The 17,533-nt window shown below is 39.5% G+C and carries 11 protein-coding genes; 10 read left to right on the top strand and 1 reads right to left on the bottom strand.

Annotation, left to right across the window (positions count from 1 at the left end):
* The first annotated feature begins 13 nt into the window (after positions 1-13).
* From DC498_RS21030 to DC498_RS21000, 7 genes are all read left to right on the top strand, one after another.
* The gene (locus tag DC498_RS21030) at positions 14-1,240 is read left to right on the top strand and encodes a beta-ketoacyl-[acyl-carrier-protein] synthase family protein (protein WP_116876140.1); all 1,227 of its coding nucleotides are present in this window, start codon (positions 14-16) and stop codon (positions 1,238-1,240) included.
* A gap of 8 nt (positions 1,241-1,248) precedes the next feature.
* Complete coding sequence (locus DC498_RS21025; RefSeq protein WP_116876179.1) at positions 1,249-1,509, top strand: acyl carrier protein; 261 nt, start codon at positions 1,249-1,251, stop codon at positions 1,507-1,509.
* Positions 1,509-2,393 (top strand): LpxL/LpxP family acyltransferase, encoded by an 885-nt coding sequence (locus tag DC498_RS21020; RefSeq protein WP_116876139.1) that lies wholly within the window; start codon positions 1,509-1,511, stop codon positions 2,391-2,393. Before DC498_RS21025 ends, DC498_RS21020 begins: the two co-directional genes overlap by 1 nt.
* A 484-nt stretch (positions 2,394-2,877) precedes the next feature.
* The gene (locus DC498_RS21015; protein ID WP_165813917.1) at positions 2,878-5,229 is read left to right on the top strand and encodes a PKD domain-containing protein; all 2,352 of its coding nucleotides are present in this window, start codon (positions 2,878-2,880) and stop codon (positions 5,227-5,229) included.
* 215 nt (positions 5,230-5,444) lie between these two features.
* Entirely contained in the window at positions 5,445-6,629 is a 1,185-nt protein-coding gene (locus DC498_RS21010; RefSeq protein ID WP_133176928.1) for a hypothetical protein, read from the top strand.
* An 837-nt stretch (positions 6,630-7,466) separates the two neighbouring features.
* Entirely contained in the window at positions 7,467-9,797 is a 2,331-nt protein-coding gene (locus DC498_RS21005) for a glycoside hydrolase family 95 protein (protein WP_116876136.1), read from the top strand.
* 118 nt (positions 9,798-9,915) lie between these two features.
* Positions 9,916-10,380, top strand: a complete 465-nt coding sequence (locus DC498_RS21000; protein ID WP_116876135.1) for a low affinity iron permease family protein — start codon at positions 9,916-9,918, stop codon at positions 10,378-10,380.
* A 102-nt stretch (positions 10,381-10,482) separates the two neighbouring features.
* On the opposite strand, the gene DC498_RS20995 is transcribed toward DC498_RS21000, so the two are convergent.
* On the bottom strand, positions 10,483-11,469 hold the full coding sequence (locus tag DC498_RS20995; protein ID WP_116876134.1) for an NAD-dependent epimerase/dehydratase family protein: 987 nt from the start codon (positions 11,467-11,469) through the stop codon (positions 10,483-10,485).
* Between the two features lie 324 nt (positions 11,470-11,793).
* Here DC498_RS20995 and DC498_RS20990 point away from each other — a divergent pair, with 324 nt between their 5' ends.
* The 3 genes from DC498_RS20990 to DC498_RS20980 all read left to right on the top strand — a co-directional run.
* A complete protein-coding gene (locus DC498_RS20990; protein ID WP_116876133.1) occupies positions 11,794-13,308 on the top strand; it encodes a hypothetical protein in 1,515 nt (504 codons plus the stop codon).
* 183 nt (positions 13,309-13,491) lie between these two features.
* Positions 13,492-16,869, top strand: a complete 3,378-nt coding sequence (locus DC498_RS20985) for a hypothetical protein (RefSeq protein WP_133176927.1) — start codon at positions 13,492-13,494, stop codon at positions 16,867-16,869.
* Positions 16,870-16,887: 18 nt separating this feature from the next.
* The coding region (locus DC498_RS20980) for a DUF6443 domain-containing protein (protein ID WP_206197716.1) at positions 16,888-17,533 on the top strand (646 nt) is incomplete at its 3' end.

The raw sequence follows: 17,533 nt of genomic DNA, 5'->3' as shown, positions 1-17,533 counted from the left end.
TTTTTTAATTTATATGTACAGACGAGTAGTCATAACAGGAATTGGTATTTACTCCTGCATCGGGAAAAATCCTGATGAGGTAAAAGCCGCTTTATACGCTGGTAAGTCAGGCATTATACTCGATCCTGTACGTAAAGAAATGGGCTACCGTTCCGGGCTTACAGGCTATGTAGACAGGCCTGCATTAAAAGGTTTATTAGACAGGCGTGCAAGGATAATGCTCCCTGAGCAGGGTGAGTATGCATATGTAGCTACGCTTGAGGCCTTGAATCGGGCAGGTATTGACCAGGATTATATTGACCGGCATGAAATGGGTATACTCTATGGCAACGACAGTTCTGCCAAACCTGTTATTGATGCTATAGATGTTTTAAGGGAGAAAAAGGATACGATGCTTTTAGGGTCGGCTTCTGTTTTTCAAACGCTCAATTCAACCATCACCATGAACCTTTCAACCATTTTCAGGTTAAAAGGAGTGAATTTTACCATCAGTGCCGCCTGTGCCAGTGGCTCTCATGCTATAGGTTTAGGCTATCATTTTATAAAAACAGGCTTGCAGGACAGGATCGTTGCCGGTGGGGCGCAGGAAATAAATGCTTATTCCATGGGTAATTTTGATGCGTTATCTGCGTTTTCTGTTCACGAGTCAGCGCCGGAAAAAGCTTCCCGTCCGTTTGATCGCAACAGGGATGGATTAATACCGAGCGGGGGAGGAGCAACAGTTATTTTGGAATCACTGGATTCGGCACTGGCAAGAGGAGCGAATATATTGGGTGAAGTGATAGGATATGGGTTTTCTTCAAACGGAGAGCATATATCTAACCCCACTGTGAGTGGCCCGGTAAGATCTTTGGAAATGGCACTCAGAGATGCAGGGTTACAGGCAAACGAAATTGATTACATCAATGCGCATGCTACCTCAACCCCGGCAGGCGATGCGAGCGAGGCAAGAGCAATAGCAGAGGTTTTTGGTGCAGCTAAAACGCCCGTAAGCTCAACCAAATCAATGACAGGCCATGAGTGCTGGATGGCAGGTGCAAGCGAAATTGTGTATTCTTTGTTGATGATGCACAACGATTTTATGGCGCCAAATATTAATTTTGAAAACCCAGACGAAGACTCCGTCAAATTGAATATTGTAAAAACAACTACGGAAAAAGATATAAACGTATTTTTGTCGAACTCTTTTGGCTTTGGAGGAACCAATTCAACGCTGATCGTTAAAAAGTGGAGTAAATAGAGATGCTTATGAAACAGAATGAACAAATCATTGAGAAGATAAATTATTTCCTTGCTGAAGAATTTGAGGTAGATGAATCCGACATTACCCCTGAAGGTAATCTTAAAGAAGTGCTTGAATTAGATAGTCTTGACTATATTGACCTCGTTGTAGTTATAGAGAATAATTTTTCTTTTAAAGTAAAACCTGAAGATTTTAACGGCATCGTTACATTCAATGATTTTTATAACTACGTTATCTCCCGTGTAAATTCTAAAGAAACTGCCTGATGCCTTCCTGGCATGGAAAATCTACCGGCAATAAACTAGGTTACAGCATTTTCATTACTGTACTGCAAAAGTTAGGTGTGCGCTCTGCGTATATACTGCTTCGTTTTGTATCCTGCTATTATTTTCTGTTCGCGTGGAAATCATCCAGGCATATTTTAAACTATTTCAGGCAGAGGCTGGGGTATAGTTATCTTAAATCTTTGGGAGCATTATACAGGAATTATTATGCTTTTGGTCAAAGCCTTATTGATAAAATAGCCATTATGACCGGGGGTGCAAAGCAATTTACTTTTGATTTTGACGGTGAAGAACACCTGCATAAAATGGTTAGTCTGCAAAAGGGCGGCTTATTGTTAAGCTCACATGTTGGCAACTGGGAGGCTGCCGGGCATTTGCTGGAAAGGCTGAATACAAAAATCAATATAGTGATGTTTGATGGAGAACATCAAAAGATAAAAGATTATCTCACTTCAGTAACCGGTGGCAGAAATGCCAATATCATTGTAATTAAAAACGATCTTTCACATATTTACGAAATAGACCAGGCATTTAAAAATAACGAATTGGTTTGTATGCATGCGGATCGTTTTGTGGATGGAAGCCGTACAATGGAAATCAATTTTCTTGGTGCCCCTGCAAAATTTCCCGCAGGACCTTTTATAATAGCCGCACAGTTTAAAGTGCCGGTATGTTATGTTTTTGCCATGAAGGAGAAAACAACGCATTATCATTTTTATTCCACAGATATAAGAACATACGATTACAGCAATAAGCAAACTGCCATGCGCAAAATGCTGGAAGAACTTACACATGAAATGGAAGAAAAACTAAAGTTATACCCTGTGCAGTGGTATAATTATTATGATTTCTGGAGAAAAGGATAAGCTTTATTTTTTATTATAATCAAAACAGTGATAAACCTTTTCTTTATTCCTTCCCTGCCAATAAACGGATTGTTATTTATGCTGTCGAAGTGTTTTGACATGAAAAACGTAATGTTCGTATTGGGTTATCTATTGATAAGGAGTAAAAACTATTAATCAAATAAAATTATTTATCGCTTGCTTCTTGCGGTAAAAATATTTTTATAGCGTAAAAAAAGAAATAAGTTTTCCACTTTTAGCAGCTTAATTAGCTTTTGGTATAATCCTTGTCAGAATTTTGCAGAATTTTTTACATATCTAAATCCTAATAACTATGTGCAAAAATCTACTCTGTATTTGCTCCTGGAAAAAGTCTGCCATTGCTTCGGCAGTCTTTAAAATCTGATGACTTTTTTGTTTTACTTCTTCATCACGTATGCTTATTGTGACCAAAATAATTGGGCCGGATAAGTATTATCTATTAAATATTTCTAAATCTGAAATCATGAACCAAAACAATTCGAATCCTTATGCACATGTATTTTACACGTTGCTTCTTTTTTTATTTTCTTTTTGCCTGAGTTCCCGGCAAACTTATGCGCAAACAATGCAAACTACGCAGCGTGCAGTATATTCAAGTATATACACAAACGTTGGTGGTTTTTTTGAATCATTACCTAATGATTACAGTAGCAATCCTTCCAAAAAATATCCTTTGATAGTGGCACTTCATGGTGTAGGAGAATTGGGGAATGGGTCTCAGGGGGTTCTGGAACTGGTTGCCAAAAACGGTATTACAAAGTTACTGAATGATAAAAAATTCCCCGCTACATTTTCATATGGAGGGCAAAGTTTTTCATTTATAGTGTTATCGCCGCAAATGAAGGTTGACAATGATTGGCAAAACTCAATACAGGCAACAATAGATTATGCAAAGAAAACATATCGGGTAGATGAACAAAGAATTTACCTCACAGGTTTAAGTATGGGCGGAGTTGCTGCTTTTTCATATGCTGCCAGCACTGTAGAGAGGGGGAAAGGTTTAGCTGCAGCAGTATTAGTTACCCCGGGCTGGGCAGGAAATTCTTTTCAATTAAACAATATCAGTGCTTCACAATTACCAATCTGGGTTACAAATAACTCTGGCGATCCATATAACTCTCCGAGTACTGCACAGGAGTTGGTAAATAATTTAAACAGTCTGGTGCCCCCACCTCCCAAAGCTATTCTTACCATTTTTGATAAATCTGGACATGATGCCTGGACAGCTACTTATGACCCGGGTTTCAGACAGGGCGGGCTAAGTGTTTATGAATGGATGTTATCATATAAGAGGGGAACTACAACACCGGTGCTTACTGCAAATGCCGGATCCGACAAAGTAATTACACTGCCTACAAACACTGTTACATTGGATGCCGGCGCTTCCAGTGTTAGTTCGGGGTCAATTACATCATATAGTTGGGCAAAAGTGTCGGGGCCTTCAGGAGAAACAGTTACACTGCTGTCAAATGGATTGCAGGCTAAACTTACCGGGCTTGTAGCTGGCGTATACGAGTATAAACTGACAATCAAAGATAGTAATGGCAGCACAGCAACGGACAATGTAATTGTTACTGTAAATTCCTCCGGAACATCTACTGATCCGCCCGTTGCAAATGCGGGAAAAGAACAAACAATTACATTGCCTGTGAGTTCCTGCACTTTGGATGGTTCCTATTCAAAAGCGTCAACAGGTAATACCATTGTTTCTTATAAATGGACAAAATATTCGGGTCCGTCAGGAGGCGATATCACCAGTCCTTCGAGCGTAAAAACTACTATAACCGGGCTTATTGCCGGAACATATATTTATAGCCTTACGGTAACGGATAGCCGCGGTCAATCGAAAACCGGAGGAACTGTGGTTACAGTAAATGGTACACAATCTACTGACCCGCCCGTTGCAAATGCGGGAAAAGAACAAACAATTATATTACCTGTGAGTTCCTGCACTTTGGATGGTTCCTATTCAAAAGCGTCAACAGGTAATACCATTGTTTCTTATAAATGGACAAAATATTCGGGTCCGTCAGGAGGCAATATCACGAGCCCTTCGAGCGTAAAAACTACTATAACCGGGCTTATTGCCGGAACATATATTTATAGCCTTACAGTAACGGATAGCCGCGGTCAATCGAAAACCGGAGGAACTGTGGTTACAGTAAATGGTACACAATCTACTGACCCGCCCGTTGCAAATGCGGGAAAAGAGCAAACAATTACATTGCCTGTGAGTTCCTGCACTTTGGATGGTTCCTATTCAAAAGCGTCAACAGGTAATACTATTGTTTCTTATAAATGGACAAAATATTCGGGTCCATCAGGAGGCAATATCACGAGCCCTTCGAGCGTAAAAACTACTATAACCGGGCTTATTGCCGGAACATATATTTATAGCCTTACAGTAACGGATAGCCGCGGTCAATCGAAAACCGGAGGAACAATAGTGTATGTAAATGCTTCCGGATCTGCCCGTGTTGTTTCCGGAATAGCAGGCAATACTGATTCTTTAAGCGCATCGCTCAATAAGTTTGAAGGTATTAAAGAAACAGCCGATAAAAATTTTGATGTAATTATTGCGCCGAATCCGGTAACAACTAATATGAATCTACAGATAAAAGGGAATGTGAAAGGCAAAACCAATATTCTTATTTATAATCTTGGTGGTGCACTTCATAAGCAACAGGAATTTACCAAAGACAATGGAGTAATAACCAAGCAAATTGACATGTCAGGGTTGCCATCCGGTATTTACCTGGTTAAGGTTATGGTTGATGGCAGGTATAAGAAGATCGTGAGAATAGTGAAACGCTAAAACGCTTATATTATATGTATAAAAATAAAGGCTGTCTTATGGCAGCCTTTATTTTTGGACGTACGGCACTATGTGCTTTGCGTTGCAGTAAGGTTGTCTTCTTTAACTAATCATAACCTTTCATATAGTTATTTGCCCGGATAACAACAATGCTGTTTATATATCTTCATCTATAAATTAATTTGAGTGTTATTTATGATTATTTATTGTATACTATGACCCATATAAAATATTCTTTTTTTTCAATCATAATGCTTGTTGTATTGCTGGTCTCCTGCAAATCCGGCAATACTATTATTGTTGATGATGGTTTTAACAGAAAAGAGATAAAATATTATGGTGATATTTCATTCAACGATGACGAAACTGCCGTTGAAAATATTACCCCCGGCGGATACCTGGAATTTCGCAGCAATGGAAGAAAATTAATTGCAGAGAATAATTATCATGGTGGCGTTCATTACAAAATGTACAGAAATGGCAAGAGGCTTTATGAGGATGAAACAGAAGGGCAAAAATTCTTGGCAGAAGCAATAGATCAAATGCTCTCTATGGGATTTAATACCCAAAAAAGATTAGAAAAATTATACCGGAAAGGTGGAAATCCGGCTTTGTTAAGAGCAGCCGTTAACGCAAATGGTAATTACCTTAAGCAATCATATATAGATTATATACTTACACACGGCGATCCTGATGATGATGACCTGGTTGATATTGCAAAAATTGTAACTTTTAAAATGGATGGTACATTCGAAAAAGTGCAGGTATTAAAGCAATATACATCCAATGCTTTTAGTAATCCTGAAGTATCTGCTGCATGGTTTGAAGCAATAGAAACTATAGATGCTGATTTTGAAAAAGCTAATCTGCTCAAAGCAGTTCCTGCAGAACAATTTAAATATCCGGCTGTAGCAACAGCATGGATGGATGCTGTAAAAGCTATACACGCTGATTTTGAAAAAGCTAATACTTTGAAAACAATATTGAAGCAGCCGTTGACTGAAGATCAATACAGGCAATCAATTGTTGTTTCAAATACTATAACAAGTGATTTTGAACAATGTAATTTTCTTAAAGAAATAATAGAGAAGGAAAATATTCCCCGGGACAAGGAGAGCTTTGCGGTATTAATGCAATCTCTTCATAATGTGGAATCAGGGTTTGAAAGATCGGGTATACTGAAAAAGGTTTTAGAAAAAGGGTTGTATACGGAAGAACAGTGGCTTTTGTTTTTAAAAGAAGTTGCTTTAATAAAAGAAGATTTTGAAAAAGCAAGCATACTTACTGCTGCAGCGCAAAAAATGCCAAGAACAACTGACTTAACAGCGGTTTATGCCGAAAGTGCTAAAACTATTTCATCTGAATTTGAATATGAGAGCGTATTGAAAGCAATACAGTAGGGAAAAAGAAAGCAACAGAAAATGAAAAATAAAATGGATAGTTTTTAGGATCGGTTACATGTGGTAAGCACATGTCTCATTTTCTGTTGCTGTGCAATGTTTTACCTGGACGGGGAATACATGCAGTCTTCTTTAAGATATAGGATTTGTCTGGTCGTTTCACAGGATATAAGTCGTTCACAGGATAGGTCTTTAGGAATTGGACTAAAACGGTTAATCAAAGGATGTTTTTCGGATAATGGATCTAAGTTTTTCAGGATTCAGGATTTAGTTTTTCTGGATCTGGATTTTTTTGGATCTGGATTTAATTATTGGATTTGTTACACAAAGAAAGCTCACAACTTCATAATTACAAATAGGTAAAGGTTTGATTAAACTGTAGCCTCTGCACTACACATTCGGAAATCTACGTTATCATATATCTACACTACTAAAGCAGCTAACATATTAATAGAACTATCGCCTATAAATCATAAGTGTAAACAAATAGCTGTAGATATTTTGTTTAATATGCTGATCGTAGATTAACGATACCACAATTGCTCAGAAATTTTCCAAAATTTTCTTTTTGCTCATTAAGTTGCGCTAAATCAACAAGATTTTCATTAAAACAGCACCGTATTTTTACTGAATTAGGCTGATTTTACTGTTTTTGCACTTTCCGGTAGTATAAAAATCAGCTAAGAAGAATGCCCATTTTAATAAATCCGGGTTAGATTATTTCATTTAAAGGCCTGTATCTCGAGCTTTTGATGTTTCTTGTAAATGTTTCTATTAAATATCTGTTCCTGCATCTATTGAAATTTGCTATAGCTTAGCGGGAAACAATTTCCATTTATGCGCGGACTTATTTTTTTATTGTTGATAGCAAGTCCCCCTTTATCTATTGCACAAAAAGACCTTGAATTATGGTATACTGCACCGGCACAAAAATGGACTGACGCTATGCCTGTAGGCAATGGGCGTATGGGGGGAATGGTTTTTGGAAGATGGAACCACGAAAGAATACAATTGAATGAGGAGAGTATATGGGCGGGATCGAAGATCAACAATAATAATAAGCAGTCTGCAACGCACCTGCCCGAAATACAAAAAGCATTATTTGAAGGGGATTATAAAAAAGCGTTTGAATTAAGCAGCGCATACATGGTTGGTACCCCTCCGCGGGTGCGTTCTTATGAGCCACTCGGAAACCTGTTTATTGATTATGCCTGGAAATCAGAGCCGGAACAATACAAGCGATCACTGACACTTAATACCGGCATTGTAAACACAACATATAGTATAGGAGGAAAGAAAGTTAAGCAGGAGGTATTTGTTTCTGCTCCGCAGGATATTATGGTAGTTAAAATTTCATCTGAAGCTCCTGCTGATGTGAACATAGCTATTTCGAGGGAACAGGACATTGATGTATATAAAAGTGAAAGAGACATTGCTTATTATAGCGGTCAGATCAATGATACCTACGATTCTCTTTTAGGCCCCGGGGGCAAACACATGCGTTTTGCTGCTGCAATGAAAATAGTTGCAACAGATGGTAAAGTAGTACCCGTACAAACAGATTCTTCAGCGGGCTACCATATTAAGCATGCAAAAAAAATAGTATTGATTATAACCGGTGCAAGTAATTACAATATTAAAGGGCTGGATACAGATAATGCTATTAATCCTCTTGTGGTATGTAAAGAAAAACTAAGCAGGGCCGCAGCATTTAAACCTGATGTTTTACAACAGTTGCACGAAAAAAACCATCGTTCCCTGTTTGACAGAGTAGCTTTTAACCTGGGGGAAGATACAAACAAGAACATACCAACCAATGAACGGCTTGAAAAAGTAAAAGCCGGAGCGCAGGATAATGGTTTGATCGCATTGTATTACCAGTTTGGCCGCTATCTGTTAATGGGCTCTTCGCGCAGCCCGGGCGTATTACCTGCTAATTTGCAGGGTATATGGAATGATATGTATAAAGCGCCGTGGAATGCGGATTTTCATACCAATATAAACCTGCAGATGAATTATTGGCCCGCCGAATCGGGTAACCTGCCGGAAACAGTGTTGCCGCTGGCAAATTTTATGCAGCAGCTTATTGTACCCGGGGGGCTTACCGCAAAAGAAATGTATAATGCGCATGGGTGGACTTTACACCATCTTACCGATGTATATGGCAGAACCGCCGTTGCAGATGGCGTATGGGGCGTTTCACCAATGGCTGGTCCGTGGATGACATTCCCACTTTACCGGCACTATGAATTTACAGGAGATAGCGCCTATCTGCGTAGTGTAGCCTATCCCGTTATTAAAGGGTCGGTTGAATTTGTACTTGACTTCCTGGTGAAATCCCCTGGAGGATATTTGGTTACCAATCCTTCACATTCGCCGGAAAATGCATTTTTTGTACCGGGTACTGACAGGAAAGAACAATCGCAGCTGTCTTATGCAGCAACCATAGACATTGAGATCATCAACGGGCTGTTTAATAATTTTATTAATGCAGCAAACATCCTGAAAACAGATACAGATCTGGTAAATAAAGTGCAGGCAGCTCAAAAAATGCTTCCACCATTACAGGTTGCTGCCAATGGTACTTTGCAGGAATGGATAAAAGATTGTGAAGAAGTTGAGCCCGGGCACAGGCATATATCCCACTTGTTGGGGTTATATCCGCTGGATCTCATCTCACCAAATACACCTGCGCTTTTTACCGCAGCACAAAAAACCATTGAAAGAAGGCTGGCTAACGGTGGCGGTCATACGGGATGGAGCAAGGCATGGATCATCAATTTTTATGCAAGGTTGTTAAATGGTGATGAAGCGGGCAGGCAGGTGCAATCTTTATTACAAAAAAGTACTTTACCCGGTTTATTAAGTACACATCCGCCATTTCAGATTGATGGAAATTTCGGGGGCGCAGCTGGCATCGCGGAAATGTTGCTGCAATCGCAGCATAATGAAATACATGTTTTGCCGGCCTTACCATCCAATTGGTCTTCGGGAAGTGTTAAAGGTCTTAGAGCGAGAGATGGGTATACAGTAGATATAGATTGGAAAAACGGGACATTGATAAGGTTGGTCATTCAATCAGACAGGGATGCTGTTTGTAAAGTGCGATACAAAGAAAAGCTGAAAGCAATAAACCTCAAAAAAGGGAATAATAATATCATTTTCTGATCATCTCCGTAGAAGAATTTTCGCATAGCCATATTAATGGCTATTGATACTTACATGGCATGATTTGTGAAAACATTGTATAAAGGGTAGAATATAAAATTTCTATACCCGGTATAATATGAAAAATAAGAACTCAGGATTTTCGCCGGTATTTACCCGTATTTCAGGATGGATTACCCGAAAAGCAGGTAGCCCTGCGGCATTTATAATTGCTTTTGCGCTGATAATATTATGGGCTGTATCAGGGCCTGTGTTTGATTATTCAGATACCTGGCAACTGGTGATAAATACGAGTACAACCATCATTACTTTTTTAATGGTTTTTATTATTCAGCAATCGCAAAACAGGGATACCGCGGCAATTCATTTAAAATTGAATGAACTCATCGCAAGCGAAGCAAAAGCAAGCAACCGGTTAATAGATGTCGAAGATTTGTCGGAAGAAGAATTAATGGTGCTGAAGAAATTTTATATCAGGCTTTCTGAAAAAGCAGCAAAGGAAAATGATCTTCATTCTTCTCACTCTCTTGATGAGGCAGATGTGAATCATACGGAGAAAAGGATTAGAAGGTTGAAGACGTAGGGGGCTAGTAGCTTTTAGCGGTCAGGTGTCAGGTGTCAGCTTTCAGCAATCAGTTGCGACTCTCTTGCGCTAATGGCTGATTGCTGAAAGCTGACAGCTTTCTCACATCCTGTTTGTTTTAACCCACTCAACCGTTAAACGGATACCTTCATCCAAAGAGCGGATTTTATAACCTAATTCATTTATCGCTTTGGAGCTGTCGAGTGCCCAGTCGTATTTGTATTTGGCAACCCAGTCGGGAGTAATTAATGGCGGCTTGCCGGTGATGTTTGCATTGAGCAGCATCATGCGGCTTACAATATTCAGTGCAAAGAAAGGAACATGTTTAAGCTTTTTTTCAATACCGCTATGTTTTTGTATCAACGCCATCAGCTCGTTAAATGTAGCATTCACTCCTCCAAATATATATCGTTCACCATTTCTTCCTTTTTCCATTGCGGCAATATGTCCATCTACCACATCATCAATATAGGGGTAAGAACCGGTATCGTTCCCGCTGCCAGGTATGATTTTCCAGTTTCCCTTCATATACATTTCTACAATCTTTGTAACCGGGTTGCTGCCGGTATCAAAGCCTGGCCCATATATTCTTGAAGGATTTAAAATAGATATATCCAATCCGTTTCTGCTATAGTCCAAAGCCAGTTTTTCTGATTCGCTTTTTGTTGATTCATACAGGTTGAAAAAGCCGGTAATACGCGGATCCTTTTCCGTCATCGGTTTATCTTTTGACGGACCAATAACACCGGCGGTTGAAGTATAAACTATTTTAGAAACGCCGGACGTTTTCGCAGCCTTCAATACATTTTCCAATCCTTTTACATTGAGTTTATAAAAAGTAGATGGATCTTTTGCCCACAGTCTTGCATAGGCGGCAAGATGATATACTTTATCAACATTTTCAAGCGCTGGTTGTAAAGAGTCAATATCGGTAATATCGCCAATAAAAATTTTGATATTGGGACTATTGAACTCCGGCAGGGTGGGAGCAGTTCTGCATAAAAGATGAATGATCTCTCCTTTTTCCGCCAGCGTTGCGGTGAGCTTTGAGCCTATATAGCCCGTAGAGCCTGTTATCAGTATTGCCATTGATTGATAGTTGAATGGCCTCAAAGGTAAAGGAGCTGTGAAAAACCTTTATAAATATCTGTTATAACAGCATGGCCGGCATCGCCGGCAGGTAAAAATAAGCAGGCTGCTATTTTTAGCCCGGTGCCGGCGACAGGGCATTAGAAAGCGTATAAACAGTAATAGTTTTCACTATTGTGTATAAGTGTTTGCAATTATAACGTGTATCTATTGTAAACAACTTATCCATATACATAATAATTCTCTTAAATTATTTTGATCGTATTTCTTTTTTTCCAAATTTCGCGCAGCGATTTGGAAAATACCTGTCGTTCAACCCCCTGCATGAGATCCCTTTTAACTGCTGTATTCAGCCTGTATTTACTGATATCACACGCACAGGAGCGTAATGCAGACTCCGTTATAAATATCCCTGGTAAATACATCGGCAGCGTTGATGATAAAGTACAATTCCTCGATAAACAGCTCACCCGTCAGACTGAAAAATATTTAAACAGTCTTTCAAAACAGGAGATGCAGCTCAAAAAACATTTGAGTAAAATTGATTCCTCTAAAGCCGCAGAAATATTCGGGGATGTAAAAAAGAATTACGAGAACCTCTCTGACAAATTAAACAATGCCACCGGTAAATTTGATAAGCTCACTTCCGGGGAATTTATGGCAGGTCTTGATTCGGTGCAGGGCTCATTAGCCTTCTTAAAAGATGCCGCAAATATTGTTTCCAAAACCAAAGATATCCGGCAAAAGCTTGGGAACTCGCTTAACCAGGCAAACCAGCTGCAACACAAGCTGAAAGAAGCAGGTGATATACAAAGCTACCTGCAAAGCAGGCAGCAGCAGATCAGAGAGCTCCTGTCTCAATATACTGATCTGCCCAAAAGTGTAAGCAAATGCTTTGGTAAGTACCAGCAACAGGCCTATTATTATTCGCAAACCCTTCGGGAATATAAACAACTGCTCAATGACCCGGATAAGCTGGTACGGAAAACGCTTGAAGCGCTACAGCATATACCGGCTTTTTCAAAATTTTTCAGCCGCTACAGTATGCTGGCTTCATTATTTCCTGCACCCGATAATTATGGCACGCCTCAGGCTCTGGTTGGATTACAAACAAGATCAGGCGTGCAACAGTTAATGCAGCAGCAGTTAGCCCTGCCTGCAACAGGCGGCGCCAATGCCAGTCCCGCCGGGTACCTGCAGCAGCAGATGCAGCAGGCGCAGGGAGAGCTAAGCAAGCTGAAAGACAAGTTGAACCAATTGGGCATTAATGGAGGGGGTAGCAGTGATATGGCAATGCCGGAGTCGAAAATAAACCCTGAAAAAACGAAAAGCGTATGGAAAAGGATCCGGCTGGGAACCAATATCAGCACACAGCGCTCCAACCAATATTACCCTAACCGTATGGCTATAGCTGTTACGGCAGCTTATAAGCTGTCTGCTAAAACACAGGCAGGTGTTGGGCTTTCTGCAGCGATAGGCCTGGGGCAGAGCTGGAAACATATCAGGCTTACAGGAGAATCAATAGGAACACGTGCCTTTATAGATTGGAAAGCGCCTGACCTGTTCAGGACCAACAGCCGTTTTATGGCAAGCCTGTGGTTTACCGCCGGAGCGGAGCTGAACTATAACCGGACGATTGAAAGCCTCGCCGTATTTAAGAACTACAGCAACTGGACAAAAAGCGCTCTTGCAGGGTTGACGAAAAAATACAGCATGAACTCACCCTTGAAGAAGGGAAAGAAGGTGGAGGGGGCGATGAGTCTATCGTATGATTTTTTATATAGCAGACATGTACCGCCTACTCCTGCGGTGGTGTGGAGAGTGGGGTGGGGGTTGTAAAAAAATGGTATAACTAAAATGAAACAGATTCCACAAATAGTGCAGAGCATACAAAGGCAAATAATCAGTGAAATATTAAAATCCGGAAAACTCTTAATTCAGAATGAAAATAAATATGTAACCCATACTTCTTTGCGTTGAAGTAGGATATAGATTTAAACTATTCAATAATATTAACTATTTATGATTCTTATTAGACGATTATTACTTATATCCCTAAGCCTTTTTTTAATTAAAGTGAGCTATTGTCAACAAAATATCATTTCTGCAACACCAGAAGCAGCAGGCTTTAATCAGTTTATTAACTATCCTGTCAGTTTAAATACAGGTATTCCTTCTATTTCAATCCCTCTATATACTATAAATGTGAATGGGATTTCATTACCAATTGAACTTCGCTATCACGCATCAGGAATTAAAGTTAATCAACAATCATCCTGGGTTGGACTGGGTTGGGATTTAAGTATAGAACCGCAAATTACACGCAGTATTAATGGTAAACCAGATGAGGAATCTTATCTCACTAATTCCCATGTAGGTGCATGGGGTTCTTATTATCCACGAGATGCTTATTATCTTAATTTATTAGCTGATGGTGTCGTGGATGAGCAACCGGACGAATACAGCTTTAACCTTTTAACTGGGAGTGGGGGGTTTATGTATCGAAAAACATCCACAAATACATCGGAGATATCGACCATTCCCTTTAAACCCATTAAGATTACATCTTCGGGCAGCTTTACTATCATTGATGAACTTGGGAGAGAATATACTTTTAATAAAGTAGAGCAAACAAATCCAAACATATACAATGGTAGTAATTCATGGGCCACTTGTTGGAAATGCAGTAAAATAATATCTGCATCAAAGAAAGACACCATTTTCTTTGCCTATAATGATACCCGTGGAATTTCGAAATACTTTGCGAATGAACGAACAGAAATTATTGATATGGTTTCAGACCCGACCATAACTGCACATAGGGCAACTATTAATAATTATAGTTATTCTAGTGGTTACGGAGGAACTCTTGCTGGATCTAATCCGGGATATCCTTATTCAATTGGTGAAACAAATTGGGGAGGTCCCGGTACCTACATATTGGATGTAATAGAACCAACTGGAATTGGGTTTCATTATGGCTACACTTTTCAGGGAAATAATCTTGCCAACACTCATCATGATGTAATGGGAATAAGTAACACAACCAGTTTAACTCTTAATGAAGTTATATTCAGGGGGGGAAAGATATCCATATATTCCAGAACCAATAATGGAGTTGGTAGCAGAATTGATTCGATAAAAGTGTTTAACGATAAAGGGGATATAATAAAAAAAATTCAATTCGCAATGCGATATATACATCCAGATGCTGTAAATCAAACTTATCCAACTCAAAGTGACTTTCGCATGTTATTGGATTCAGTAATTATTTATGGAGCCAAATCTGAAAGAGAAAAGTATGCTTTTGAGTATATTTCCAATGGACCTAATGATAACTGGGGCCATAGTTTTGGGAAAATCTCAGACTTTTGGGGATATTACCAGGGAGGGTTGTCTTCAGATATTTACTATGGAACTTCGGTTCCGGCTTTTAAGGATGTTAACATTATTGATCCCAATGCTCCTGAAGTTTTTTTATCCAACTATACTGCGAGCTTCGGGGGGGCACCAGCTACACCATATGAGCCAAGCATGCAAATTTACACATTAAAAAAAATGATCTTTCCCACCGGAGGTAAGACTGAATTTGAATATGCCTCAAACAGGTATATTGATAATGGAGAGATAAAGATTGCTGGAGGATTAAGGATTGAGAAAATAAAAATGTACACTGATACAAATGCTGTTAATACGGCTTTGGAGAAAATATACAAATATGGAGAAGATGAAAGTGGTGCAGGAGACATTAAATTAAACCCTGATTATGCAGTCTATTCCTACAGTCAATCTACCCACGACGCTGTTGGGTCATCAAATATCACAGCCCGAAAAAGAACCTATCTAAGTAACGCTGTTGGGGATGTTTTTTATCAGAATGGATCAGCCGTTAATTACAGAATGGTCACTGAATATCAAAAAGATAATGGTATATTCTCCGGAAAAACGGTTTATAGATATGCTCCTTATGATGCGAGTAGTGGAGTAGCCTCATATTATAACGGAAGCAGGATTGAAAACACAGACATAACTACACATCGTATTGAAATCAACGGAGGGGAATTATTATCTACAACAAAATATGTGTTTAAAAATAATCAGTATATATGGATTGAAAAAGATTCTAATACTTATATTAAATACGTAGATACAGCAAAAATTTATATTGGGAAAGTATTTAGAACAAAAGTGTATGGATCTCCATCCCTTTTTAGTACTTATGGAACAATAGCAGATTTTAATTATGTTTCTTATGCTCAGGAAGTGGGGACCATGCTATTAGCCAAGAATATACTTCAAAGCAGATCTACAGATTACCTTAATAATATAATCAGCAAAACAACCAATTTCTATTATGATAATGCAGCTCATTTTCAGAAAACCAGGATAGAAACAGAGAATACCGACGGAAGCATGGAGACGGTTTTGAATACTTATCCACCAGACTATTCTTCGGGTAACTCTGCTATAGATAATATGAAAACCAATAATCTGGTCTTATATCCTGTTGAACGAGTAAGGTATCTCAAACGTGGCGACAATACTACTATTTTGTCAGGAATGCTTAACTGGTACAATAGTGCTGGTAACGGATTAATAGATACAATATATACTATAGAAACAACTGGTCCTGTGAGTTTGGCATCATTTAAATTTTCTAGTAGAACGATAGGGGTGGTGCCTCCTTCGGGTACAGCTACCAGTCTTTTAAAAGATGAGAGCTATAAACTAAAAGTAATAAATAATAATTATGATAGCCGCTCTAATTTATTAAGCATTACACCGCAAAACAATATTTCAACAAGTTATTTATGGGATTATGATCAAAAATATCCAATTGCTAATGTAACCAATGCTGTACAATCTGATATTGCATATACTTCTTTCGAGGCAGATGGGAAAGGGAATTGGATGTATACATATCCGGACGAGCCTCAAGTTGTTGGAGCTGTTACCGGAATTAGATATTTAAATGTTAATTCAAGGGATGGGAATGCAACAATTTCAAAAGATAATCTGCAGTCCGGTAAGAAATATATTGTCTCTTATTGGTCCAAAGTAAATACTCCTTTTTCAATAATTGGTGGAACTGGATCTCATATATTAGGACGCAATGTATCGGGTTGGCATTTTCATAAACATATTGTTAATGCTACAGCTTCTACCATTTCAGTTATTGCAAATGATGATATAGACGAACTCCGTCTTTATCCCCTCACCGCCCAGATGACCACCTACACCTACGAGCCTTTAATCGGCATGACCAGCCAGTGCGATGCTAATAATAAAATTACTTATTACGAATACGACAGTTTCGGCAGGTTAAAAACGGTAAGAGACCAGGACAAAAACGTGATCAAGACCATGGACTATCAATACCAACAACCCAACAATCAATAAACCCTCAATAACTGCTATATGCCACGCACCATACATACACCGGTAAAACTATTGAGCTGTTTATTGATCTGTGTTCTATACATTACTGTTCAGGCACAGCATTCGCTTCCTCCTGCATATCCCGGTTCCACAACGGTCAACTATATCCGCGTATGGGATGCTAAAGCCCCTGAGCAGAATGACATTACATTAACGACAAGAGGACTTCGCGATGTACAGCAAACCACCCAATACTTCGACGGGCTGGGCAGACCCCTGCAAACCGTAGTAAAGCAGGGATCGCTGGTAACCAACCCTGCGGACCTGTTGTCTTCAAGCAATGCGGCAGACCTCATAAGCCCTGTGATATACGATGAGTTCGGCAGGGAACAGTATAAATACCTACCCTTTGCATCAACAGCAACCGATGCCACAAAGAGCGACGGGTTGTTCAAGCTCAACCCATTTGAGCAGCAGGTAGCGTTTTATAATACAGAGCTATCGGGTCAGGCAGGCGAGACCAATGTAGGAACCAACGGAGAGAACTGGGCCTACAGCAAAACCAACTACGAGCCATCGCCGCTGAACCGTGTAGACAATACTTATGCTCCGGGTGCAGGCTGGGTAGGCAGTGAAGGCGGCAGCACAGAGGCGTTGAAGAAAAACCTGCGCATAAAGTATTATG

The sequence above is a fragment of the Terrimonas sp. genome, from assembly GCF_003075435.1.
Lineage (GTDB): Bacteria > Bacteroidota > Bacteroidia > Chitinophagales > Chitinophagaceae > Agriterribacter.
Note: the sequence above shows the minus strand (reverse complement) of the source record. Positions and strands in the feature narration are given on the sequence as shown.